This is a genomic window from Paraburkholderia bryophila, assembly GCF_003269035.1.
Taxonomy (GTDB): Bacteria; Pseudomonadota; Gammaproteobacteria; order Burkholderiales; family Burkholderiaceae; genus Paraburkholderia; species Paraburkholderia bryophila.
This window is the reverse complement of the sequence record NZ_QLTK01000025.1, coordinates 15,206-40,288: the sequence shown is the minus strand read 5'-3', so window position 1 is coordinate 40,288 and position 25,083 is coordinate 15,206. Positions and strand designations below refer to the sequence as shown.

Annotated in this window: 19 protein-coding genes and 1 pseudogene; 13 read left to right on the top strand and 7 right to left on the bottom strand. The window is 63.0% G+C overall.

Going from position 1 to position 25,083, the window contains the following annotated elements:
* Positions 1 to 23: 23 nt before the first annotated feature.
* From BX591_RS27380 to BX591_RS27345, 8 genes and pseudogenes are all read left to right on the top strand, one after another.
* Positions 24 to 2,342, top strand: a complete 2,319-nt coding sequence (locus BX591_RS27380) for an FdhF/YdeP family oxidoreductase (RefSeq protein ID WP_111934462.1) — start codon at positions 24 to 26, stop codon at positions 2,340 to 2,342.
* Positions 2,343 to 2,502: 160 nt separating this feature from the next.
* Positions 2,503 to 4,335, top strand: coding sequence for a thiamine pyrophosphate-requiring protein (locus tag BX591_RS27375; RefSeq protein WP_111934461.1), 1,833 nt, complete (start codon positions 2,503 to 2,505; stop codon positions 4,333 to 4,335).
* 265 nt (positions 4,336 to 4,600) lie between these two features.
* Positions 4,601 to 4,726, top strand: a pseudogene (locus tag BX591_RS27370) (SDR family oxidoreductase); the annotation flags it as partial.
* A 16-nt stretch (positions 4,727 to 4,742) separates the two neighbouring features.
* Positions 4,743 to 6,035 carry an NRAMP family divalent metal transporter gene (locus tag BX591_RS27365; protein ID WP_111934459.1) on the top strand — a complete coding sequence of 431 codons (1,293 nt, stop codon included), beginning with the start codon at positions 4,743 to 4,745 and terminating at the stop codon, positions 6,033 to 6,035.
* Between the two features lie 306 nt (positions 6,036 to 6,341).
* Positions 6,342 to 6,935, top strand: coding sequence for a cytochrome b/b6 domain-containing protein (locus BX591_RS27360; RefSeq protein WP_111934458.1), 594 nt, complete (start codon positions 6,342 to 6,344; stop codon positions 6,933 to 6,935).
* A gap of 2 nt (positions 6,936 to 6,937) precedes the next feature.
* On the top strand, positions 6,938 to 7,729 hold the full coding sequence (locus BX591_RS27355) for a molybdopterin-dependent oxidoreductase (protein WP_418939775.1): 792 nt from the start codon (positions 6,938 to 6,940) through the stop codon (positions 7,727 to 7,729).
* Positions 7,730 to 7,818: 89 nt separating this feature from the next.
* Entirely contained in the window at positions 7,819 to 8,433 is a 615-nt protein-coding gene (locus BX591_RS27350; RefSeq protein WP_111934456.1) for a DUF5666 domain-containing protein, read from the top strand.
* Between the two features lie 109 nt (positions 8,434 to 8,542).
* Positions 8,543 to 9,118, top strand: coding sequence for a DUF308 domain-containing protein (locus BX591_RS27345; RefSeq protein ID WP_111934454.1), 576 nt, complete (start codon positions 8,543 to 8,545; stop codon positions 9,116 to 9,118).
* Between the two features lie 9 nt (positions 9,119 to 9,127).
* On the opposite strand, the gene BX591_RS27340 is transcribed toward BX591_RS27345, so the two are convergent.
* Positions 9,128 to 10,990, bottom strand: a complete 1,863-nt coding sequence (locus BX591_RS27340) for a M24 family metallopeptidase (RefSeq protein ID WP_111934452.1) — start codon at positions 10,988 to 10,990, stop codon at positions 9,128 to 9,130.
* Positions 10,991 to 11,420: 430 nt separating this feature from the next.
* On the opposite strand from BX591_RS27340, the gene BX591_RS27335 reads away from it, so the two are divergent.
* Complete coding sequence (locus BX591_RS27335; protein WP_111934451.1) at positions 11,421 to 12,119, top strand: helix-turn-helix domain-containing protein; 699 nt, start codon at positions 11,421 to 11,423, stop codon at positions 12,117 to 12,119.
* Positions 12,120 to 12,163: 44 nt separating this feature from the next.
* Here BX591_RS27335 and BX591_RS27330 read toward each other — a convergent pair whose 3' ends face one another.
* The 4 genes from BX591_RS27330 to BX591_RS27315 all read right to left on the bottom strand — a co-directional run bounded on the left by BX591_RS27330 (position 12,164) and on the right by BX591_RS27315 (position 18,022).
* Entirely contained in the window at positions 12,164 to 13,114 is a 951-nt protein-coding gene (locus BX591_RS27330) for a dimethyl sulfoxide reductase anchor subunit family protein (RefSeq protein ID WP_111934450.1), read from the bottom strand.
* Between the two features lie 20 nt (positions 13,115 to 13,134).
* Positions 13,135 to 13,899, bottom strand: coding sequence for a 4Fe-4S dicluster domain-containing protein (locus BX591_RS27325; protein ID WP_111934449.1), 765 nt, complete (start codon positions 13,897 to 13,899; stop codon positions 13,135 to 13,137).
* A 66-nt stretch (positions 13,900 to 13,965) separates the two neighbouring features.
* A complete protein-coding gene (locus tag BX591_RS27320; RefSeq protein ID WP_111934447.1) occupies positions 13,966 to 16,887 on the bottom strand; it encodes a molybdopterin-dependent oxidoreductase in 2,922 nt (973 codons plus the stop codon).
* A gap of 202 nt (positions 16,888 to 17,089) precedes the next feature.
* Positions 17,090 to 18,022 carry a 2-hydroxyacid dehydrogenase gene (locus BX591_RS27315; protein ID WP_111934446.1) on the bottom strand — a complete coding sequence of 311 codons (933 nt, stop codon included), beginning with the start codon at positions 18,020 to 18,022 and terminating at the stop codon, positions 17,090 to 17,092.
* A 215-nt stretch (positions 18,023 to 18,237) separates the two neighbouring features.
* Here BX591_RS27315 and BX591_RS27310 point away from each other — a divergent pair, with 215 nt between their 5' ends.
* A complete protein-coding gene (locus BX591_RS27310) occupies positions 18,238 to 19,767 on the top strand; it encodes a sensor domain-containing diguanylate cyclase (protein ID WP_420849424.1) in 1,530 nt (509 codons plus the stop codon).
* Positions 19,768 to 19,782: 15 nt separating this feature from the next.
* Here the strand turns inward: BX591_RS27310 and BX591_RS27305 are convergent, their stop codons facing one another.
* Both BX591_RS27305 and BX591_RS27300 read right to left on the bottom strand, forming a co-directional pair.
* The gene (locus BX591_RS27305) at positions 19,783 to 21,039 is read right to left on the bottom strand and encodes an MFS transporter (RefSeq protein ID WP_111934445.1); all 1,257 of its coding nucleotides are present in this window, start codon (positions 21,037 to 21,039) and stop codon (positions 19,783 to 19,785) included.
* Positions 21,040 to 21,048: 9 nt separating this feature from the next.
* Positions 21,049 to 22,386 carry a hypothetical protein gene (locus BX591_RS27300; protein ID WP_111934443.1) on the bottom strand — a complete coding sequence of 446 codons (1,338 nt, stop codon included), beginning with the start codon at positions 22,384 to 22,386 and terminating at the stop codon, positions 21,049 to 21,051.
* 405 nt (positions 22,387 to 22,791) lie between these two features.
* Here BX591_RS27300 and BX591_RS27295 point away from each other — a divergent pair, with 405 nt between their 5' ends.
* From BX591_RS27295 to BX591_RS27285, 3 genes are all read left to right on the top strand, one after another.
* The gene (locus BX591_RS27295; RefSeq protein WP_111934441.1) at positions 22,792 to 23,514 is read left to right on the top strand and encodes an autoinducer binding domain-containing protein; all 723 of its coding nucleotides are present in this window, start codon (positions 22,792 to 22,794) and stop codon (positions 23,512 to 23,514) included.
* A 10-nt stretch (positions 23,515 to 23,524) separates the two neighbouring features.
* The gene (locus BX591_RS27290; protein WP_167444624.1) at positions 23,525 to 24,103 is read left to right on the top strand and encodes an acyl-homoserine-lactone synthase; all 579 of its coding nucleotides are present in this window, start codon (positions 23,525 to 23,527) and stop codon (positions 24,101 to 24,103) included.
* 77 nt (positions 24,104 to 24,180) lie between these two features.
* Positions 24,181 to 25,038, top strand: coding sequence for a hypothetical protein (locus BX591_RS27285; RefSeq protein WP_111934437.1), 858 nt, complete (start codon positions 24,181 to 24,183; stop codon positions 25,036 to 25,038).
* Positions 25,039 to 25,083: the final 45 nt, after the last annotated feature.

Sequence of the window (25,083 nt, the reverse complement as noted above, 5' to 3'; positions counted from 1 at the left end):
GATTGTCAGCAAGGAGAGACCACATGAGCACGGATAACCCACTCAAGCCCTACCGCAACCCGGCGGGCGGCTGGGGATCGGTCAAGGCGGTGGCAGGCATTCTGATCCAGGAGCATGTCGCACTCCACGGCAGCGCGATTCTCTCTCATCAGAACAAACCGGACGGTTTCGCGTGCGTCAGCTGCTCCTGGGCCAAACCGGCCGATCCGCATCTGTTCGAATTCTGCGAAAACGGCGCGAAAGCGACGGCATGGGAAATCACCAGCAAGCATATCGATGCCGACTTTTTCGCCCAGCACACGCTGACAGATCTCGAATCGTGGAGCGGGCTCGAACTCGAATCCGCCGGACGCCTGATCACGCCGATGCGCTGGGATGCGGTCACTGACCGTTATGTGCCGACCACGTGGCAAGACGCATTTGACGGCATCGCCAACGAACTTCAGGCGATCGATCCCAATGAAGCGGTCTTTTACGCGTCGGGGCGCGCGTCGCTCGAAACCTCCTATCTGTACCAACTGCTTGCACGGATGTACGGCACGAACAATCTGCCGGATAGCTCGAACATGTGTCACGAAAGTACCTCCGTCGCGTTACCGCAGACCATCGGCTCGCCGGTCGGCACTGTGACGCTCGACGATTTCGAGCACACCGACTGCATGTTCTTCTTCGGCCACAACACCGGCACCAACGCGCCGCGAATGCTGCATCAGTTACAGGACGCGCGCAAACGCGGGGTGCAGATCATCACCTTCAATCCGATCAAGGAGCGCGGGCTTGTGAGCTTTGCCAACCCGCAATCGCCGCTCGAGATGTTGACGCCCGCGCAAACGCAGATCAGCACGCAATATCATCAACTGCGCATTGGCGGCGATGAAGCGGCTATTGCCGGGATGTGCAAGTTGCTGATCGAATGGGACGACGCAGCGCAGCGCGATGGGACGCCGCGCGTGCTCGATGCGGCGTTCATTGCCGAACATACCGAGGGCTTCGACCGGTTCGCCGCCGCCATGCGCGCAACGACATGGGCCGAGATCGAGAGGCGCTCGCAACTCACGCGTGATGCGCTGGGCGCTGCCGCCACCGAGTATGCACGGGCGAAATCCGTGATGGTGCTGTATGGAATGGGCATCACGCAGCATCGCAATGGCGTGCAAAACGTGCAGATGCTGTCCAACCTTTTACTGCTGCGCGGCAATATCGGCAAGCCCGGTGCGGGCATCTGTCCGATCCGCGGACATTCGAATGTGCAGGGACAACGCACCGTTGGTATCACTGAAAAACCGGAGCTCGCGCCGCTTGACACACTGAAAGAACTTTATGGTTTCGAGCCGCCTCGCAACAAAGGCATGAGTACCGTGGAGGCCTGCCAGGGTGTGCTCGATGGCAAGGTCAAGGCATTCATCGGACTGGGCGGCAATTTTCAGGTCGCGATTCCGGATCATCAGGTGATGGACCCGGCCTGGCGTTCGCTGAGACTGACCGTGCAGATTGCCACGAAGCTCAATCGTAGCCATCTGCTGCACGGCAAAGTGGCCTACCTGTTGCCCTGCCTCGGGCGCATCGAAGTGGACCGACAGGCGAGCGGCGAACAGTGGGTGAGCGTGGAAGACAGCACGGCCTGCGTGCACGGCTCGCACGGCTATGCTCAGCCCGCCAGCGAGTTGCTGCTGTCGGAACCGGCCATCGTCGCCGGAATCGCCAAGGCATTGTTGCCGGATAATCCACTCGTGAATTGGGACGCGTGGGTGGCCGATTACGCGACGATCCGCGATGCGATCGAACAGACCTACCCGGACCAGTTTGGCGATTTCAATAGCCGGTTCCGGCAGCCGGGAGGGTTTCACCGGCCCATTCCGGCTGCGGAGCGCAAATGGAAAACCCCGAACGGCAAGGCCAATTTCGTTGTGCCGGATACGCTCGACGAAGACGCCGACATGCCGTCGGTCGGCCCCGACGTGCTAAGCCTGATGACCACCCGCGGCGACAGCCAGTTCAATACAACGGTCTACACGCTTGACGACCGGTTCCGTGGTGTGCACGGCACACGCGATGTTCTGCTGATGCATCGCGACGATATGGCGCGACTCGGATTCGCCGAGGGCGAAGAGGTGCACATCGCCACGGTCTCCACCGACGAGGTGGGGCGCGAACTCGGCGGCATGCACGTGCACGCGTTCGACATTCCGCCAGGTTGCATCATGGGCTACTACCCTGAATGCAACCGCCTGATCCCACTCTCTCATCACGCGAAGGACAGTCTCGTTCCAGCTTCGAAATCCATTCCGGTACGACTGCGTCCAGCGTCGGTGCCGCGTCGACCGGCGAGTACCGTTATCTGAACACTTACCGCCAGCCGACCTTCTTCGGTCCACCCCGCACATTTGCGTAGCCGCCATGCGCTTCATGCCGAGAAACTACCTGTACGACACGCCGCATGCGTGAATTTAGCGAGAAAAACGAAACGACTGGAACCCGCATTTCCTTCTTCAGGAGTAGTCCATGTCTCAAACCGTCGGCGACTTCATCATCGAGCGCTTGCATGCCTGGGGTGTGCGCCGCATTTACGGCTATCCGGGCGATGGCATCAACGGCGTCTTCGGCGCGTTGAACCGGGCGCAGGCCGACGCCCGAAAATCGAAATCCGGCAATCCCACCGAGCCGATCGAGTTCATCCAGGTTCGCCACGAGGAGATGGCCGCCTTCATGGCCTCCGCCCACGCGAAATTCACCGGCGAACTCGGTGTGTGCATCGCTACCTCGGGCCCCGGCGCGTCGCATCTGATCACCGGTCTTTACGACGCGCGAATGGACCATATGCCGGTGCTCGCCATCGCGGGTCAGCAAGCACGGGCAGCGCTCGGCGGCCACTACCAGCAGGAACTCGATCTCGTCTCGATGTTCAAGGACGTCGCCGGCGCCTTCGTCGAACAGGCTTCGGTGCCCGCCCAGGTGCGCCATCTCGTCGATCGTGCCGTGCGCACCGCGTTGGCGGAGCGCAAGGTGACGGCCATCATCCTGCCCAACGATCTGCAGGATGAGCCTTACGAAGCCCCCGGCCACAAACACGGCACGCTGCATTCGGGCGTCGGCTATCGCGCGCCGCGCCTCATGCCCTACCCCGACGATCTCAAGCAGGCCGCCGACGTGCTCAACGCCGGCAAGAAGGTCGCGATCCTGGTCGGCGCAGGCGCGCTGCACGCAACCGACGAAGTCATCGCCGTCGCCGAAAAACTCGGCGCGGGTGTCGCCAAGGCGTTGCTCGGCAAAGCCGTGCTACCTGACGACCTGCCGTGGGTGACCGGCTCGATCGGCCTGCTCGGCACCAAGCCGAGCTATGAACTCATGATGGAATGCGACACGCTGCTGATGATCGGCTCGGGCTTTCCGTACTCGGAATTTCTGCCGAAAGAAGGCGCGGCGCGCGGCGTGCAGATCGACCTGAAGGCCGACATGCTGAGTCTGCGTTATCCGATGGAAGTGAACCTTGTCGGCGATAGCGTGGAAACGTTGCGCGCCCTGCTGCCGCTGCTCGAACAAAAGACGGATCGCGCGTGGCGCAAGAAGATCGAAGGCTGGACCGAGGACTGGTGGAAAACGCTCGACAGGCGCGCGCACGAAGCCGGCAAGGATGCGGTGAATCCACAGCGCACCGTGTGGGAACTGTCCAAACGCATTGCGGCCAACGCGATCGTTACGAGCGATTCGGGTTCCTGCGCGAACTGGTATGCGCGCGACCTGAAGGTCCAGCGCGGCATGATGTGCTCGCTGTCGGGCGGCCTGGCGTCGATGGGCGCGGCCGTTCCCTACGCGATCGCCGCCAAATTCGCGTTCTCCGAACGGCCGGTGATCGCACTGGTCGGCGACGGCGCCATGCAGATGAACAACATGGCCGAACTGATCACCGTCTCGAAGTACTGGAAAGACTGGGCCGATCCGCGCTGGATCTGCATGGTGCTCAACAACAGCGACCTGAACCAGGTCACGTGGGAACAGCGGGCAGTGGAAGGCGACCCCAAGTTCGAAGCGTCGCAGGATATTCCGTCCGTGCCGTATCACAAGTTCGCGGAACTGATCGGCCTGAAGGGCATCTATGTCGACAACGACGAACAGATGGGCGCCGCGTGGGACGAAGCGCTGGCGTCGGACCGGCCGGTCGTGCTCGAAGTGAAGGCCGATCCGAACATCGCGCCGTTGCCGCCGCATATCACGCTGGCCCAGGCCAAGGCGTTCGCGTCGACCTTGATGAAGGGCGACCCGAACCAGGGCAACGTGATCGTCGAAACGGCCAGACAGGTGCTTGGCGCGGTGCTCCCCGGTCATCACGACAAATGAGCGTGACGCCATGACGGATCGCATCGTGCAGCGAGCTGAACGCGGTGAACTGTAGAAACGTAGACGGTCAGGCGAGCCGGTTGGGTTCGTAGGCAACGTCGACCTCGATCTGCGTGGCCGTCCTTCGCCGAGGCGACCTGTGCCTTGGTACGTCCATTGCTCCACTGCCGATTCCACCCAGGCGTCGCCAGGCGACGTCCCACCCAATCGATACAAGGAGCCCGCAATGTCCGGCACCCGCGATCAGTTCACGATGCAAGACCCGACTACGATGAAGCGTCCCGGACAGCCCGCCGAACTCTCGCCGGTCTACGTGCTGCTTGCGTCACAGGAATCGAGCTTCGTGACGGGCGAAGTGTATGGCGTGACCGGCGGAAATCATCTGACGTAGGGCGCAAGCAGAAGCGATGTCTCTCGTCCACGAATACGAAAGAGCCACGAACGCGCGCGACGAACTGCCCGCGCATTCCTGGGCCAGGCACGTCGACCCGGGGCTCGTGTCGACCGCGACCGACAACGACCCGAGCGGCGTGGTCACGTATTCGCTGGCCGGCGCGCAATTCGGGTATGACATGCTGTGGATGTGCGCGCTGTCGTATCCATCGATGGTGGCATTCCAGCTCGTCGCGTCGAGCATCGCGGCGCAGACGGGTAAGGGATTGACGGTCAACATGCGCGAGCACTACTCGCGCCTGCTCTTCTATCTCGCGGTCGGGCGCTTTCTCGTCGCCAACGTGTTCAACATCGCGGCCGACGTCGTTGCGATGGGCGTTGGCGCGCAACTCCTGTGGCACGGTTCAGTGCCGCTGTTCGCCGCCGCCTTCGGCATTCTGTCGATCGCGCTCCAATGGTTCGTTCCTTACGCGCGCTATGCGCGGATTCTGAAGTGGCTGGCTGCGAGCCTGTTCGCCTACATCGGCGTTACGCTGGTCAGCCATACGTCATGGCGAACGCTCGCTTTGCACGCCTTCGTGCCGCACATCACCTGGCGCGTCGACTATTTCACCATGCTGCTGGCGGTGCTGGGTACAACGATCAGCCCGTATCTTCTGTTCTCGCAGGCCGAGCAGCAGATCGAAGGAGATCGACCGCCAACAGCTGGCGCGAAGCCATTGGCGGGCAAACGGCATTTGAATAAAACCCGCAGCGATACACTGATCAGAACGGTCCTCTCGAACGCGGTCGGATTATTCGTCATGGCCGCGGCCGCGTCGACGCTTCACGCGAGCGGACATGTTCTCGCCAACGCCGACGACGCCGCGAGCGTACTCCGGCCGCTCGCCGGCGGATATGCATCGCACGTGCTGGGATTGGCGTTCATCGGCACCGCCCTGCTCGCGCTGCCGCCGCTTGCCGGATCAGCCGCCAATGCCGCGATAAGCGCGCGGGACGGGCACGCGGGCAGGCAACGCAACCGGCCGGTGGCGCACGCACTGCTCGTTGTCATGGCGCTCGGCGTTTCGATCGGCGTGGCGCTGACAGTCATGCACATCGAGCCGATCCGCGCGCTGTACTGGAGCGCCGTGCTCAACGGCTCCACGGCTACGCCGGTGATGGTGATGCTCGTGCTGCTAAGCATGAAGCGCTCCGCAGTGGGCGATCTCAGCACCCATTGGACCTTGCGTGCGCTGTGCTGGCTGGCCACGCTATTTGCGGGTGCGGCACTTACCGCCGAATTTGCCTGTGAATGGCTTTTTTGAGCGCGGCGGGTCGCGCCCTTCGGTGCTGACCATAAAGCTGAACTTCCAGTAGCGTATCTAAACGGGGCTTTGCGCCGGATCACGCCCCAACTTGCTCCACTCGACACCCGCCGCGTCGTCGACGCGGCAGCGGCCTGGCAACGCCATGTGACGCAACGGGCGCAACGCGCTCACACCACCGGCAACAAACAGAACCTGTCGTCACGGCCTCCTCCGGCCGGGGTCGGTCATTTGACCGATGGTGTCAAGGTGCGCCGGGTGCGATCCTCATACCGAACTTACTACGCCTTTGCCGGTTAGCCTGCCTTGAACTCCACCCCGATACATCCCGCTTACGTCCGCATTTTTCACTGGCTCAATGCCGCCTCCGTGATTGCGATGTGCATGAGCGGCTGGCAGATCTACAACGCGTCGCCGATTTTTCCGGCCATCCGGTTTCCCGCCGCCATCACGCTGGGCGGTTGGCTAGGCGGTGCGTTGCTCTGGCATTTCGCGATCATGTGGCTGCTCGTCGCCAACTTTCTTGCGTATCTGGGTCTGAGCATCGCGACGGGACGACTGCGCACGAAGCTGTTTCCGGTCACGCTTCGCGCCGTTGCCTCGGACCTGCTTGCCGCCTTGCGAGGCAAGCTGGCGCACAACGACCTAACCCAATACAACGCCGTCCAGAAGTTGGCCTACCTTGCCGTGCTTGCCGACATCGCACTGGTCGTTCTGTCGGGTCTGACCGTATGGAAACCCGTGCAATTCCCGTTTCTGCGCGCGTTGATGGGAGGCTTCGATAACGCGCGCCTCGTCCACTTTGTCGCCATGAGCGGACTGGTCGGATTTCTGATCGTGCACGTGACGATGGTCGCCCTCGTGCCACGTTCCTTGCTGACGATCATTCGAGGCCGCTAACCATGAACTCGCCAAAACGCGGTGCCATGCCCACTCCGGAATATCGACCCGACGCAGCCTCCATCGTCAAGGATGCACGAGGCGAACTTCAATCGTCCGCGCGACGCTTGCTGGGTAAAAGAATCCTCACGCTCGGCGGTTTGATGCTGCTGTCGGGTTGCGACCTGAAGAGCGACAAATCGGTGGAGACGATGCTACGCCGCGTCTCCCGATTCAACGACGATGCCCAGGCCCTCCTGTTCGACCCGCGCGAACTCGCGCCGACTTACCCGGAGTCGATGATCACGCGCCCGTTCCCCTTCAACGCGTACTACGACATCGATCAGGTGCCGAGCGTCGATCCGCTGACCTATCGTCTCGACCTGAAAGGACGGGTCAAAGGCAAATCCCGCTGGACGCTCGCCGAACTGCGAGCGTTGCCGCAACAAAGCCAGGTCACCCGGCATATCTGCATTGAAGGCTGGAGCGCCATCGGCAAATGGGGCGGCGTGCGATTTGCAGATTTTCTCGCGCTGGTGGAAGCGGACACGACGGCGAAGTATGTCGCGTTGCATTGCGCCGACGACTACTGGACCAGCATCGACATGCCCACGGCGCTGCATCCGCAAACCCAGCTTACATTGACCTATGACGGCAACATCCTGCCCGCGAAGTACGGCTTCCCGATGAAGCTTCGCATGCCGACCAAGCTTGGCTACAAGAACCCGAAACACATCGTGGCGATCACGGTCACCAACGAGTTTCCCGGCGGCTATTGGGAAAACCAGGGCTACAACTGGTTCGGCGGTTCCTGAGCCGGCGCCGCAAGTTTTCACTCCCGACACGCTTCAACGCCACACCTCAACCTCAAGTTTCACACCACTACCGCACCTACGGAGCATTCATGTCGATTCGCCTGAAACTCGCTATTTCCACGCTCGCGCTGACGCTCGCCGGCACGTCGTTCGCCCAATCGTCCACCGACAAGCCCGAACGGATTCGAGGCGCCATCGAGTCCCTGTCGGGCAACACCTTGCAGGTACACCGCCGCAGCGGCGACACCGTCACGATCCAGCTCAAGGATTCGACGCACCTGAACGCCGTGAAGTCCGTCCAGCTTTCGGACATCAAGCCGGGCTCTTACGTCGGCGCCGCGGCAACGCCCGGACCGGACGGCAAGCTGGTCGCCAAAGAGGTGCTGGTGTTCCCCGAAGCCGCGCGCGGCACGGGCGAGGGACACTACGCCTGGGACCTCGACGCCAACACGTCGATGACGAACGCCAACGTCGACACCGTGGTGCAAGGCACCAGCGGGCGCGACCTGAAGCTCTCGTACAAGGGCGGCACCAACACCATCAACGTGCCGGCGAACGCGCCGGTCGTCACCCTCATTCCCGCGACGCGCGACGATCTGACGGCGGGCAAGAAGGTATTCGTGGTGGCCATCCATGGGAAAGACGGTGCTTATGACGGCAACTTCGTTGTCGTCGAAAAGGACGGCGTCGCGCCGCCGATGTAAGTCATGCGGCCGACTCGCGCTGCGCGGGCAACCGCCTCGCGAGGTCGGCTGACCCGGCGCCCAGAATCTATCGACGACCACGGTCGTCGACAATCCAGAAGGAGTTGCAATGAACGATCGCCGCACCGATACCACACGTGCTCGCGAAGAGCAGTGGCTCACGCAGTATTACTTCATTCGGGCAGCGTTTTCCGCTGCATGGGTCGCGCTTGCTTTTTCCCTCGGACAGCGTTCCCCGGAGGTCGCGGCCGCGCTGCTGGTCGTCTATCCGGCATGGGACGCGCTGGCCAATTACATCGACATGTCGCGCAGCGGCGGAATGGCCGAAAGCCGTATTCAGGCAATCAACGTCGTCATCAGCATCCTGACGACGACCGCGGTGGTCGTTGCCTTGAGCGTCGACATGGGCTGGATATTGGGCGTGTTCGGTATGTGGGCAATACTTGCCGGTCTGCTTCAACTCGGCACGGCAGCGCGCCGTTGGAAACAATTCGGGGCGCAGTGGGCCATGATACTGAGCGGCGCGCAATCGGCGATCGCAGGCACGTTCTTTATCGTGCAGGCCCACACGGCCACGCCGCCGGTTATCGCCAGAGTGGCGGGTTACGCGGCGGTGGGCGCGGTCTATTTTCTGGTGTCCGCGCTGTGGTTGTCCGTGAGCCGCACACGACGCACGGCCGCCTGAACGATTTCTCTATAGCAACGGACACGCCGTTACGCTCGTGCCGCGCTCGGCACACAGCCGCTCATAATCACGCAGATAAGTCCGTTCGCTCTCGTCGAGCAGATCGAGGTCGATCAGATCCCAGTCGTAACCCACGGCAACGATATTCTCGAACTCCATCTTGCCGGCTTGCGTCGTGCTCGGATGAATGATCACGATGTTCTCGATCCGCACGCCGCCCTTGCCCGGCAGATAGATGCCCGGCTCGACCGAAATCACCGCGCCCGGCACGAGACCGTATTCGGCCCCTGGCGCGAAGCGCACGCCGCCTTCGTGAACGTGAATGCCGACGCCGTGCCCGGTGCCGTGACCGAAGTCATAGCCATGTTGCTGGCAGACCGCGCGCACCGCGGCGTCGACTTCCGCGCCGGTCATGTCGGCGGGAAACTGCGTGACCAGACCTTTGATGCACGCCTTCAACGCGACCGTGTAGATCTCTTTTTGCCACGGTCGCGCCCGAGTCATGAGGTCGGTCTTGCGCAAGACGACGCGTGTGCAATCGGTCGCGAATCCGCCTTCGTAATACGCGCCGCTATCCAGCAGCACCAACTCGCCTTCCTGCAAATCGACCTCGGCGCTCGCCGCCGAGTAATGCGCCGACGCGCTGTTCGCGCCGTTCGCCGCGATCGAATTGAAGGACAGCCCGACGGCGCCACGCGCGCCATAAGCGTCGTTGATCGTGCGCGCCAGGTCGTATTCCGAGCGACGTTGCCCGTCGCCCGATTTGGCCCAGCGCATGGTCTCGGCGATTGCCGCCGAACTGCGCGCGAACGCCTCGCGGAACTGGTCCAGTACTTCGGGCGTCTTGCCGACCCGCATCGATTCGACCGGGCTGAAATCGGTATGCACGGCCGCCGGCCAGATACGACTCACCGCGTCGGGCAGCGCGCAGTTGACCGCCGCGGCGCTATAGCACACCTGCTGAACCTCGAACTCGCCCAACACCCGCGCCAGTTCGTCCCGATCGCGACGGACCACACGCAGCGCCGGATACGTACGCAGCTCCACCGGACACCGATCGCATCCTTCCGGCAGGAACAGCACGGCATGCTCGCCGATCACGAACAGAAAACCCAGATGTGACGACGCGTTGGGCAGGTGATAGCCGCGGCTGTTCAGCAGATAACTGATGTCGTCCGCGACGCAGGTCAGGAAACAGGTTGCTGGCGGCACTTTATCGGGTTGCGCCTCGGCTAGCCGCGCGTGAACGCGCTGATTCAGCGTCGCGAGGTTTTGCGCGATGCTCGATCCGGTCACGGATTGCGGCAACTCGAAGATCGGCCGATCCACCTTCCAGCCGGGCAAATCGATCGCGCTGTCCACTTCCCGGCCGGTCAGGCTCGTCCACGTGAGATCGCTCTGCGCGGTCGCTTCGAGCATGCCCTCGCGTTGCGCGACGCTCAAGCGCAACGCGTCGTAGCCCACGGCTTTGACATGCGCCGAATGCGCGATCAGCCACTCGGCGATGGCCGTCCACATCGACACGCCCAACGCCAGCTTCTGCACCTGCACCCGTTGCGGATCGCATTGCAGATCGGCCTGCAGATGGTAGCGGCCATCGACGAACAACAGGAACTGCGGCAGGCCGAGTTCGCGCGCGACCGCTGCCGACAGATACACGCCGTTGCCCGCCGAACCGTCGAACGCGGACAGCGCGTAACGCGGGTCGTTGCGGCGCGGCACATGCTCGCTGAGAAATTCGTCCTGCGACGGGACCAGCAGCGCGTCGAGGCCGCGCTGCTGCATGAGTCGCGAGAGCCCGGCGTGCGTATCGGCGACGGCGGCGTTATAGGGCGCGAGGCTGGCGAAGCTGTATTTCAGTCGATCTATCATCGGATGCCCATGTTTTGTTTATCGATCAGGCGTACGCAACGGCCGGGACCGCTTTTCAAAATTACCGCGAGCTAAAAATTGCGTCAAGCTTAAATTTTACTCCTACTAAAATTCGCAAAAAAACCGGGGATTACGCGAAAGGAAGCGGAAAGGCGCGCCCGTGCTGCAATTCCGGCCGCGTCGCGCGGAGCGGTTGCCATGCGGCGACGTCGCTTTACGGTGAAGTTGCATGGCCGCCCCGTCCGGCAGGCGGTTGAAAACCGCCACGCCGCCGGCATCGTCGGACGAAACCGCGAATTCGGCGCGCTACAATGCCGCCTGCATTGTCGACCGGACGGTTGTGCTTCGTGCGATTTCCCCGCAAGTGAAACGCCGGCGACGCTGCGACATTTTCTGCATGCTTTGTCTCTCGCCGCTTTGAAGGAGCTCCATGGATTCCGACATCATGCACATCGGCCAGCGCATTCGCCGCTTGCGCCGGGAAGCCAGATTGACGCTTCTCGAAGTGGCGTCGGCTGCGAACCTGTCGATCGGCTTCATGTCGCAGGTCGAGCGCAATTTGACGGGAATTTCGATTTCGTCGCTCGTGAATGTCGCCAAGGCGCTGAACGTGCCGCTCGGGGTGCTGGTCGATCAACCGCGTCAGGAGCAGCCCGATTCGCATCAGGGCGCCCGCGAGTCCTATTCGCTCGACGACACCCAGCAGCGCTACGAGCGACTCTCCACCACCTTCAACGGCAGCCTGCTGAACGCCGTCAAGGTGCAGTTGCTGGAGGGTTACCGCTCCGAATGGGTCGCGCATGGCGGCGACGAGTTCGTTTATGTGCTTTCGGGCCAGGTGAGCTATGCGGTCGGCAAGAAAGAATATCTGCTGGCCTCAGGCGACTCGTTGCATTTCGACGCACAGCAGCAGCATCGCGTGACCAATCTCGGCGATGGCGTGGCGGAGCTGATTTCGGTCGGCACGCTTCAGTTGTTCGACGACGACCATTCGGTGTTCGTGTCGCTCGCCAATAGTGCGAAGCCGGTGCGGGCGGGCAAGGTCGCCGCTAAGGCGGGCAAGGTGGCCCGTAAGGTGGTCAATAAGGTGGCCGCCAAGGTGGCCACCAAGACGCGCGCCGGGAAGTAAACACGTCGCCTGGCTGGCGTGTTGTATCCGCGCGGCTCCCCCGCTCACCCCACCCGCGCGTAATACAGATTCTGCGGATGCTTCGCTTCCGCGAAGAAAAACCAGCGCTCCGCGACCAGCCCCGCGTACTGCACGAGACACGCCGCGGCCAGCAGACCCAGCGACCCGTCGATCGAGCGCAAGCTCGCGCCCAGCACGATCAAGACAACCGGCGCGACGAACGCCGTCGCCAGAAAACCCCATTTGATCCCGCGTAACGTGCCCGCTGATTTGCCGTGGAAAAACTCCCGCAGATTGAACGCCCCGGCGGTGAAGCCGCGCGACACCTGCACCAGCTTCGGATTGTGAATGCCGGTGGCGCTCTGCACGGTCGACTTCGGCCGCAAACGCGCATTGCGCACCAGCGACGCCGAACGGCTCGCGCACCCAGCCAGCGTCAGCCCACACGCGCACAGCGCGAGGCCGCTGGTCGGCGCGGGCACGAACCAGGCGCTCAACGCGGTCGCCAGCGTGAAGCCGGACGCGCACCCGAGCAACGCGAAGTTGACCAGCGTGAGCGGCGTGGCCCATTCCTGCAGAAAGCGCAGACACGCGTAAATCATCGCCGTGCAGACGAACAGCGCGGCGCTGGCCAGCACGCCAAGCCAGCCGAGCGCAAGCGACCACGGCGAGCCCAGCCAATGCGCGACGCCGTAGAAAAACACGCAGGCGAGAAACGCCGGCAGGCACAAACATTCGCGCGATAGCCACGAGGTGCGCCACATCGCGATCGCGCGCCATGCGCGTTCCGGATGCCCCAGATGGAAGAACGACGCGATCAGCCCAAGCCCGCCCAACGCCACCGACACGCCCGCGCCGATGACATAGAACGCGGCGCCCGGTGACGCGATCAGCCCGAGTTGCGCGGCGCTCTCCACGCCGACGAGCGCGATCAGCAGCCCTTGAGCCGCGCCGCTCAAGGTGGTGAGAAAAACGACCGAGAAAGCCGGATTCATCGCGAGATCCCCCTGGTTTTTTAGATGCGCGTCGCCATCGACGCGAGATGCAATTCGCCGCGCTCGAGTTGCGCGTCGAGCGAGGCGGGTGCATGAGCCGCATCCGTCGAGTCTGTCGCCGAGCCCGCGGATTTGCAGGAGCACGCGCCGCTGCCGCAACCCGCGGCCTCGGTCGGCACGCGCGGCAAATAATGGTTCGCGGGCCGCGTGTTCCACTCGGGCATCAACTGATAACCGCCGCGCTCCTCGATCGCTTTCGACACCACCGACTCCGGGTCGTGAATATCGCCGAACAGCCGCGCGGAGGTCGGGCAGGCAAGCACGCAAGCCGGCTGACGATCGCGCTCGGAGAGGTTCTCGTCATGAATGCGATCGACGCAGAGCGTGCACTTGGTCATCTCCTTGCGCGATTCGTCGAGTTCGCGCGCGCCGTAAGGACACGCCCACGCGCAATACTTGCAGCCGATACAGCGGTCGAAGTCCACCAGCACGAGCCCGTCTTCCTTACGCTTATAGCTCGCACCGGTCGGACAGACCGGCACGCACGGCGGGTCCTCGCAGTGCAGGCACGATTTCGGAAAATGGATCGTCTCGGCGTTCGGGAAGCTGCCCGCCTCGAAGCTCTGGACCCGGTTGAAGAAGGTGCCGGACGGGTCGGCGTCGTACGGATTCAGATCCGCGAGGCTGCCCGATTCGCCCGACGTGTTCCACTCCTTGCAACTGGTCACGCAAGCGTGGCAACCCACGCATACGTTCAGGTCGATCACCAAGGCCATCTGTGTCATCAAAGGCTCCTTCGCTGCTTGTCTTTCGCAGACTGCCCGTCTGCTCCACGGATCACGCGAGTCCAGTCACTTACGTCCGTTCGCACCACGCAAGCGCGCCGCGAATTCCCCGCGGCCCGCGAAATACGTCTGCACGATGCGCGAAATCACGCCGTTCGAACCGGGCAACGGCGGCATCGTCGCGAATTGCGGCAACGTGTGCCGCGCATCCGCTTCCGCCGGATAAAGCCGGACCCGCACGTCGTACCAGGCGGCCTGCCCGGTTATCGGGTCCGAGTTCGAGAAGCGTGAGGCCGTGTCGTCGCCAGCCGGCAGTTCATCGGTGATCAGGTGATTGAGCAGGAAGCCGCGCTGCGACTCATTCGCGTCAGCAGAAAGATTCCACGCGCCCGCCGCCTTGCCGATCGCGTTCCACGTCCACACGGTGCCCGGCTCGACCGCTTCGCTAAAGCGCGCCATGCAGCGCACGCGGCCCCACTGCGATTCGGCGTAGATCCAGCTACCGTCGGTAATGCCGTTTTCGGCGGCCATTAGCGGGTTCATATACAGATAATTCTCGCCATGAATCTGCCGCAGCCAGGCGTTCTGCGAATCCCACGAGTGGTACATCGCCATGGGACGCTGCGTCACGGCGGCCAGCGGAAAACGTTCGAGGTCCGTCGAGGCGCTTTCCAGCGGCGCATACCAGAACGGCAGCGGATCGAAGTACGTTTCGACGCGCGCGCGTAGATGGTCGGGCGGTTGCCGGCCGCTCGTGCGGCCCTGCGCGGCAAGCCGGAATTTCTGCATCACGTCGGAGTAAAGCTGGATCAGGATCGGCTCGTTGAATTTGCGGAAACCCTTCTTCACCGCCCAGTCGAGATACGGCCCGTTGCAGTTGCGCATGTACTGCATGTCTTCGGGCAAGCGGTAATGGAACACGCAGTTGTTCTTCGCGTACTGCTCCCACTGGTTCGGATTCGGCTCGCCGACCAGCGCCTGGTCGCCGTCCTTGCCGCGCCAGCCGATCAGAAAGCCGACGCCGGACTCCGGCGTGGTCGTGAAATTGACCACGAAGTCGGGATAATCGCGATATCGCCGCGTTCCGTCGGCGCGCGTAAAGGCGGGAAATTTGAGGCGCGAAGCGAGTTCGATCAGCACTTCCTGGAACGGCTTGCACTCGCCGGTCGGCGGCACGACCGGCACGCGCACCGAATCCACCGGGCCGTCGAATTCGGAGATCGGCCGGTCGAGCATCGACATCGCGTCATGGCGTTCCAGGTAGGTCGTGTCCGGCAGGATCAGATCGGCGAACGCGGTCATCTCCGACTGGAACGCGTCGCACACCACCAGAAACGGAATCTTGTAGTCACCGTCCGCGTGCTTGTCGACCAGCATCTCGCGCACTTTCATCGTATTCATCGACGAATTCCACGCCATGTTGGCCATGAAAATCATCAGCGTGTCGATCGGATACGGGTCGCCGCGCCACGCGTTGGTGATCACGCTATGCATCAGGCCATGCACGGCGAGCGGGTATTCCCACGAGAAGGCCTTGTCGATCCGCACCGGGCCGCCCTGCTCGTCGATAAACAGATCCTCCGGCGCGGCTGGCCAGCCGAGTGGTCCCGTGGCGAGCGGCGTGTTCGGCTTGACGGCGTCGGGACTGTTAGGCGGTTTCGCGGACGGCGGCACCGCGCGCGGAAACGGCGACTTGTGGCGGAAGCCGCCGGGCCGGTCGATCGTGCCGAGCAGCGACATCAGCACGGCCAGCGCGCGGATCGACTGGAAGCCGTTCGAATGCGCGGCGAGCCCGCGCATGGCGTGAAAAGCGACCGGGTTGCCGGTGACCGTTTCGTGCGTTTCGCCCCACGCGTCGGTCCAGCGGATCGGCAACGTGATGCGATGGTCGCGGCTCACCTGGACCATTTCGCCGGCGAGGCGGCGGATCGTGTCCGCCGCGATACCGGTGATGCCGGCCGCCCATTCCGGCGTGCAAGCGGCCACCCGCTCGCGCAGCAACGCGAACGACGGCGTGACCGGCGTGCCGTCCTCGAGCGTGTAGCGGCCGTCGAGCGCGGGGGTCACGCCCGGCGCGTGATGCGGCACCGCGCGCCCGGCAGCGGCGTCCCACCACAAATGATTTTGCGGAAACAGCGGATTGCCGGCCGGCCGCTGCGGGTCGCGCACGAACAGGCCGAAGTTGGCGCTGCTTTCGTCGAGGTCGACGAGTTCGGCCGCGTTGGTGTAGCGCTGCACGAACTCGTGATCCCAGGCGTCGGCGGCAATCAGTTCGTGCAGGAACGCCATGAACAGCGCGCCGTCGGTGCCGGGCTTGATCGGCACCCATTCGTCGGCGATCGCGGCGTAGCCGGTGCGGATCGGGTTGATCGCGATAAAGCGTCCGCCCGCGCGCTTGAACTTCGAAATGGCAATCTTGAGCGGATTCGAATGATGGTCTTCGGCGGTGCCGATCATGAAGAACAGCTTCGCGCTGTCCAGATCCGGGCCGCCGAACTCCCAGAACGAGCCGCCGATCGTATAGATCATGCCGGCCGCCATGTTGGACGAGCAGAAACCGCCGTGCGCCGCGTAATTGGGCGTGCCGAACTGTTTGGCGAACAGGCCGGTCAGCGCCTGCATCTGGTCGCGGCCGGTAAACAGCGCGAATTTCTTCGGGTCGGTGGCGCGAATCGCACCGAGGCGTTTTTCGAGCACATCGAACGCGTGTTCCCACGTGACCGGTTCGAATTGCGCGCTGCCCCGCTCGGCGCCAGGCTTGCGCATCAGCGGCTGGGTCAGGCGCGCGGGGGAATACTGCTTCATGATGCCCGAGGCGCCCTTCGCGCAGATCACGCCCTGGTTGAGCGGATGCTCGGGATTACCGTCGATGTAACGCACCTCGCCTTCGCGCAGATGCACGCGTATGCCGCAGCGGCACGCACACATGTAGCAGGTGGTGGTTTTAACCTCGAGCCGTTCGTCCTGCGTGCGGGCGTGGTGTTCCATGCGGGGTCTCCGTCGCCGCTTCGCATGAGCGAAGCGCTGATGATCCAATATCGACCATCCTAGGCGTCGCGGCCCCACAAGGGAAATCGCTATTCGTGAGAGAAACTATCCGTCACGCCGATAGTTTCGGTTTGGCTTTCAGTGATGCGGTCGAGCTGTCGGATCGGCTTCGGATTGATTTCGAGCCGGTTGCAGCCGGCATTCAGATCGGCGTCAGCACCGGCTCGCCGGCAAAATGCCGTTTGGCGTTGTTCAGAAAATTGTCGACCGAGGCCGTGATCGCTTCCGGCGACCGCCCGCCCACGTGCGGCGTCAGCACCACGTTGCGCAGTGCCAGCAACGCCTCGGGCGGCTGCGGTTCGCCTTCGTAGACATCGAGCGCCGCGCCGGCGATCGTCCCCGCGCTCAGCGCCTGCGCGAGCGCCGCCGTGTCGAGCACGCTGCCGCGCGACACGTTGACCACGAAGCCCCGCGGACCCAACGCGTCGAGCACCTCGGCGTCGATCAGATGACGCGTGCCCGCGCCGCCGGGCGTGGCCACCACCAGAAAATCGCACCACCGCGCGAGCGTCGTCACACTGTCGAAGTAACGCAGCGGCGAGTCTTCACGCGGCGCGCGGTTGTGATAACCGACCTCCATGTCGAAGCCGCCACCGCGGCGTGCGACCTTCGCGCCGATATTGCCGAGGCCGACAATGCCCAGCCGCTTGCCGGAGACGTTCGGGCGCATGGGCAGCGTGTCGCGCCAGACGCCCACGCGGGTCGCCTGGTCGAGTTGCGGCACGTCGCGCACCACCGCCAGTAGCAACGCGAAGGCGTGGTCGGCCACGCAATGGTCGTTGGTGCCCGCGCCGTTGACGAGCACGATGCCGCGCGCGCGGGCGTGGTCGACGGCGAGGTTTTCGTAGCCGGCGCCCAGTGCGCTGAGCAATTCGAGTTGCGGCATCTGGTCGATTTCCGCGGCGCTCAAGCCGGTCGTGCCGTTGGTCAGCACCGCGCGGAACCTGGCGCCTTGGGCGGCGATCGCGGCGGCGCGCTGGGCATCGTCGGGGGCGTGGACGGCGTCGAAAGCCGCGTCGATACTGGCGCGGCTCGCGTCGTTGAGGGGAATCAGCACCAGCAGGGATGGCTTCATGACGGGGCGTTTTTTAACCGGGTTGGTGGGCGGAAGCGTCAACGGATGAGTGTAGCAAGGCACTCATGGACCCGCAGGCGGGCGGGCGCGCCTGAAGCGGGTCCGCGCCGGTGGCTTGCCGAACCGCCTGCGCAAAATCGATGCCTCGTACGCGTTTGTTTTTACCCAACGCCTATCCGTCTTAGAATAGCGGCTACTCCGACCCCGAGAATCCCATGCTGGATATGCTCCCGCACGACCCCGCCTCCGTCCCGGCCGCCCCGCACATCAGCCGCTCCGAAGCCAATCCCCGCGGAACCTCGTGCGACGACTCCGAAATGTTCGAACTCGCGCCGGTCTCGCTCTGGCTCGAAGACTTCAGCGGCGTGCGCGCGCTGTTCGACGCGTGGCGCGCCGAAGGCATCACGGATCTGCGCGCTCACTTCGCCGCGGACCCGACCCGGGTGGCCGACTGCGCGCACAGCATCCGCGTGATCAAGGTCAATCAGAAGACGCTGACGCAATTCGAAGCCGCCGATTTCGACGCGCTCACCAGCAACCTCGCCGCGGTGTTCCGCGACGACATGCTCAAGACCCACCTCGAAGAGCTGTGCCAGTTGTGGGCCGGGCATTCGCAATTCACGAGCCACACGGTCAACTACACGCTCGGCGGCCGCCGCCTCGACGTGCTGCTCAAGGGCGTCGTGCTGCCGGGCCACGAAGCGAACTGGGACCGCGTGCTGGTGTCGGTGGAGGACATCACGGAACTGGAAGGCGCCCGGCATCGCGTGACGCTCGCCGAACAATACGTGCGCGGGCTGTTCGAGCATTCGCCCGTGTCGCTGTGGGTGGAGGACTTCAGCGCGGTCAAACGCCTGCTCGACGACGCGCGGGCGGCCGGCATCAGCGATTTTCGCGTGTTCACCGACGTGCACCCGGAGTTCGTCGAGCGTTGCATGCAGGAAATCCACGTGCTCGACGTGAACCAGCACACGCTCGAGATGTTCGCCGCGAAAGACAAACCCATGCTGCTGGCGCGTTTGTCCGACGTATTCCGCGACGACATGCGGCCGCATTTCCGCGAGCAGTTGATCGATCTATGGGACGGCAAGCTGTTCCAGCAGCGCGAAGTGCTCAACTATTCGCTCGACGGCGGCGAGGTGCATGTGCATCTGCAATTCTCCGTGCTGCCGGGACACGAGAACCACTGGGACCTGGTGCTGGTGGCGCTCACCGACATCACGGCGCGCAAGAAGGCCGAAGCCTACCTGGAGTTCCTCGGCAAACACGACGTGCTGACCAAGCTGCGCAACCGTTCGTTCTATGTCGACGAATTGAACCGGCTGGAGCGTAAAGGTCCGTGGCCGGTGACCATCATCATGGCCGACCTGAACGGCCTCAAACGCGTCAACGACCAGCTCGGCCATGCCGCCGGCGACGCGCTGTTGCGGCGCGCCGGCGAGGTGCTCGCCAAGGCGATGGATATCCCGTTTCACGCCGCGCGAATCGGCGGCGACGAATTCGCGATCCTGATGCCGGACACAGACGAGCGCGGCGGCGCGGCGATGATCGAGGCGATCCGCCAACTGGTGGAGATGAATAACCAGTTCTACCCAGGCTCGCCGCTGAGCTTTTCGATGGGCGCCGCGACCTGCCGGCGCGGCGACCGGCTCGAAGCGGGCGTGCAGCGCGCGGACCTGCTGATGTACGAGGAAAAACGCGCGCATTACCAGAACCAGCAGGAAGCGGGGACGCTGGGCGAGTGAGGCGTGGTGGCGCGCTCAGCGCCACCACGCCAGCTTGCGAAGCACCCGGCGAACCCGGTCGCTCGCCACGAAGCAGACCGCCAGACATAGCAAGCCGCCGAGTCCCAGCGCCACGCGCAGTCCGCCGAGCGGTGCAGCCGTGCCGAGCCACAACGCGCTCAGCGCCGGCCCGGCGCGGAAAATCACCCCATAAGCGCCCAGTACCCGCCCGCGCAGGTGCTCCGGCACCGACAGGTGAATCAACGTCTGCGCCCCGATGCCGGTCACGACGACCGAGAAACCCATCGCGAAGAAGAGCGCGAGCGCGAGCCGGAAATCATGCGTCAGCGCCAAGGCCAACGCACACAGCGACGCCGCCAGCACGTGGCGCCCGATCAGGGTCGCCACGCAGCGCGCGCCGTCGCGTCCGCCGAACCACGCGCCGCCCGCCAGCGCCCCGGCACCCGCCGCGGCAACCAGCGACGCGAAGCCGCGCGGGCCCTGTTGCAGCAGTTGTTCGCTGATGGCCGGCGCCAACTCCGGAATGCCCCGAATGCACACGGCCGACGCCGCGGTGACGACGAACACACCCCTCAAATACGCGACCGACCCGACGTAGCGAAAGCCCTCCAGCGCGTCGCCGAGCCAGCGGGCCGAAGGCGCCGTGCCGGCAGGCATCGGTGCAGCCGGCATACGCATGAGCACGACGATGAAGACCGAGTAGCTGAGCGCATTCAACCCGAACAGCGCCACCGTGCCGAACTCGAGCAGCACGACGCCGGCGACGGCGGGTCCGGCGAAACGCGCGAGATTGAAGCACAGCGAATTGATCGCCACCGCCGACGCGAGCCGCCGTTGCGGCACGAGGCTCGATATCCACGCCATGCGCGCGGGCTGGCACAACGCATTCGCGATCCCCGCGATCGACGTCGTCACCAGCAGCCATGCGAGCGATCGCGAGCCGGCCAGCAACAGACCGCTTTGCAGGACGGCTGCGGCCATCGCGACGCATTGGCAGTAAAGCACCACCTTGCGCCGGTCGCAGCGGTCCGCCATCACGCCCGCGAGCGGCGCGAGCAGTAGCGTGGGAAACAGATCCGCGAACGCCACCACGCCGAGCCACACGCTCGAACGGCTGACCTCCCACGCAAGCCAGCCAGCACCGACCCGCTGCAACCAGGTTCCGATCAGCGAGACGCCGTTGCCATATGTAAAGCGCCGGAAGTCACGGCAGGCCAGCGCGTCGAAACGACTCGCCTGCCGCGCGAGCCAGCGTGGCGAAAAAAAACGCACCGGCCCGTATCAGCCCGTGCCGCGCAGCGAACTCAGCACCGCCATCTTGCGTCCCTCCTGCGCAATGTTGACTTTGCGCACCCGGCTCACGCGAGATCCGTAGCCGGCAATTGCGCCGTTGGCGATCGTCACCACGAGATCGCGGAAGCACGTCTCGCCTTCCACCTCGCATTCCGCGTCGATGTAGCGCTGCACGACGTAGCCCGACGAAGACGTTTGCATGATCAGGTCCGTCCACGTCGCCGTATCGTAGTCGCGCCCGACGTGCACCGCCGCACCGCGCGTACCGTACGGATGCTTGATGACGAAGTCGTCTTTGTTGTTGAGCAGGTCCGCGCGGCTGACGCCGTCGCCGAGCTTGCGGCTCAGCGGCACGAGGGCATGAATTGCCGCACGCTCGGCGTCGTCGAACAGATAGGCGAAGCGCGGGTCCGACATGACGGCAATACAGAGTTTGTTGTCGCCGATCCAGCGTCCCGCCAGCGACGATGGAATCACCAGACGCCCTTCCACGACGCTTCGGCAAAAGCGGTCCAATTGCCCGATGTCCTGAATCGCCAGCTGTACGCCGTATTTCAGGTAGCCGAGTCGAAACACGGTGTTCGCGTCCTGGAAGAGTTGTTCCGGCGTCAGCATGGTGGCGCGCAAACCATACGCCTCCATCCGCTGCTTCAGGTGCGGCAACTCGAGCATATTGCCGTCCGTGGGATGCAGCAGCGCGATCCCTTCGATCGCCTCCATGCCACGCGTTTCGGCTAGCGCCAGCAGCCAGCGGACGACCCAATCTTCCCGCTCGAATGCCGACGCCGCACCGCCCCACGATTCGATCAGGTCCGCGGACCACGGCGCCTGCCGCCAATAGCGGTTAATCATGCCGGCATACACGATTCCGCCCGGCGCGTTCGCGTTGAATTCGATGATTTTCAATTGCGCCAGGCTGCGTCCCATCAGATCGAAGCGGCACAGATCGATCCGGTTGTTCGACGGCTCGGCGTCTTCCTTGATCCAGCGGTTCAGCGGCTTCGGAATGTCGAGAAAGTGCTGGAGATTCCTGTCGGTCCGGTACGCCGCCACGATTTTCTGCAATGCGTTGAATACGGCTTTTATTCGCGCCACCAGAATCTCTTCAGTCACGGGATGAAGTGCGCACACCCCTGACATGACCGGATAAGCGCGCGACCGGTTGCCTTCGAAGCTCAACGACAAGCGGTCTTCGATTGCGCGTTCCTGCACGTGGGCGTAAGCCCGGCTCAGGTCGGCTTTCGATGGATCCTTTCCCCACGTGATCCAGTCTTTCTGCGGATCAAAGACAGGAAGATCGTCATTTCCTGAGAACGATTCGAGCATTACAAACTCCTTTGTTAAATGTTCCGGATGTTCACGGCAACGACATGAGCCGCGGATAACAAGCGGTCCACCACCGATCTGCTTGCACAAACAATTACACGAACCGGACGCTGAGAAAGCTCCCATGTTTGGTAGGGTCGATTGCGGAATAGGCACGGCCGCTGCTGAAGATACCCAGGTTCTTTTGTTCACCACCGCAATGATCCGCGTGCGCTTATGTCACGCTCCGAAAATTGGCAGTCACCGCCATTCTGTCCATCACCCCGCCACGCCTGGCCTTTACGATGCGAATCGTGTAGGGGGAATCGACGGCATCGATCGGGTTCATTTAGGCTGCCTCACTAAAGAGTCCGAACCAAATCTTATGCGTCGAGTCTGTAAACACATTTGAAAGCGGAGCCAGCGATGCGCCCTGACCACTCCGGATGGTGGAACGACCTCTTCTTCAAACTGCAAAACTGCGAGCAGATTGACCACGCGCTCAACGTGCTGTCGTGCGCGTCACAAAATCTCGGCTTCGCGTATTGCGCGTTCGGTTATCACACTCGTCCTCCGTTTCATTTCAGAAACGTCGTGATCGAGAGTTCTTATCCCCCACCATGGGTTTCGCGCTATCACGATCAGCACTATCTGGAGATCGATCCGATCGCAAGACTCGACGTCAGGGATCCGACGCCCACCGTCTGGACCGACGACCTTTTTTCCCAGGCCAAACACTTGTGGGACGACGCTAACGCAGCGGGACTGCGAGTCGGCATCTCGCAGCCCTGCTGGGACGCGCGCGGACGCTGCGGTGTTTTCTCGCTCGCGCGCGATCACCGGGCGCTAGATGATCACGAAATAGAAATGCTGCGGCCGCACCTCGCCGCGCTCAGCCATCTGTCGATGACGTGCATCGCCAACATTGCCGGCAGGCAGCGGCATGACACCACCGAAATCAACCTCACGCGGCGTGAAATCGAAATTCTTCGCTGGACCGCCGACGGCGGGTCCGCAAAAAGCATCTCCAACGCACTGGACATCTCCGCCGATACCGTGAATTTTCACCTGAAGAACTGCATGAGAAAACTCAACGCATCATCCAAGGTCGCGGCCGCCGCTTATGCCATCGCTTACGGTTACCTTTAGAGAACGGGCCATGCAGGAGATTGCGATCGTCACCATGAACAACCTGAGCCCCCACGCCAGACGGCAGCTCGGCCGGTACCGGTACACGGTATTCGTCGAACACATGAAATGGGATTTGCCGACCGCCGGAAATCCGGCGGCTGAAGAGTGGGACGAATTCGACCGGCACGACACCACTCATGTGATTGGCTACACGGAAACCGGGCGGATCTGCGCCTATGTACGCTTGCTGCCTACCACCGGGCCTTATTTGCTGGCCGACGTGTTTCCCGGCCTGGTTTCCACGCCGCTGACCGGTGATCCTCGCGTATGGGAGATGTCACGGTTCACCACGTTTCATGACGACATGGCGATTGATCGACAGCGAATGCGTCAACTCCTGCAAATCGTTTTTCAATACTCCATATGCTTAGGAATCCAACGCTTGATAGGCGTTGCGCCCGTCAGCATGGTGCGGATCTACCGCCGGCTCGGGTTGGTGCTGCGCGCCATGGGCCCGGTGGACCCGGCACGCCGCGACAGTGTCGCGGCATTTTCTCTCGGCGTGGACCGGGCCGGATTGAAGCTGCTGAGCGATCTATCGGCCTGACCATCCCGATCCGACGCAAACGGCTTGCGGCGCCAGCCCGCCGGGTCCCGCACAAGTTATTTCTCACGGAAACAATCATGTACGTTCGACGGAGAATCAGGGAAAGCGACTATGAACTGCTCGCACGGTTTTATGGGCGCGATCTCGGCGGTCAGTCCTATTTCAACTGGAAGAATCTTCTGGACCCGCTCGACAGCCAACATGTCGAACCTCAGGCCATCTGCTACGAAGAGAACTCGGCGTGCCTCGGTATCGCGTACTCACGCCATTATGTCTTCCGTCTGAACAGCCGCGAGTTCAGAGTCAATCTGATCGGCGATCTCGGCGTCGACCGACGATGCCGATCCGGACCGGTTGCCGTCGCCTTGATCCGTCATGCAATCAATCCCGATAGCGATCTGATTGTCTGCTTTTCAGACGAGAGAAAAACGCCCGCTTACCAGAAGATTTTGACCAGATACTTCACCCCAGCGACACAGGTCATTCGTTACGCGGAGGTGTGCTGTCGGCCGATTGGGCATGAGCCCTACAACGAGATCGAGGCCGACGCCATTCCGGACAGCGCGTGGCGCAATCATTTCGGCAGAAAACGAGACCGGCAGGCCAGCGACTACCTGAAATGCCATCCACTGTATCGGACCGTTCACTACCTTCAGCACGAAGACAAGTACCTGACTCTGGGTGTCTCCGAAGACTGCGCCGATGTCGTCGATCTATCCGACTCCGGCGAATCTCACATTCTCTGGGGCCTTGGCGTAGCGTCGCAATTCAGCGAGACCTGTCGAATCCTGCTCCACGAGTCGCGTCTGCCAACGCTCTCCCAGATCATTCCCGTTCTTCATAAAAAGCCGCTCTGCATGTTGATCGGTTACCTGCAAGACGTCCCCATTTTCGATGAACAGCGAGTCTGGATCGGACGCCTCGACCGCCGCTAACGCAACCGGCACGCCTTCAACACCACTTTCTTGGATTAACGGGAA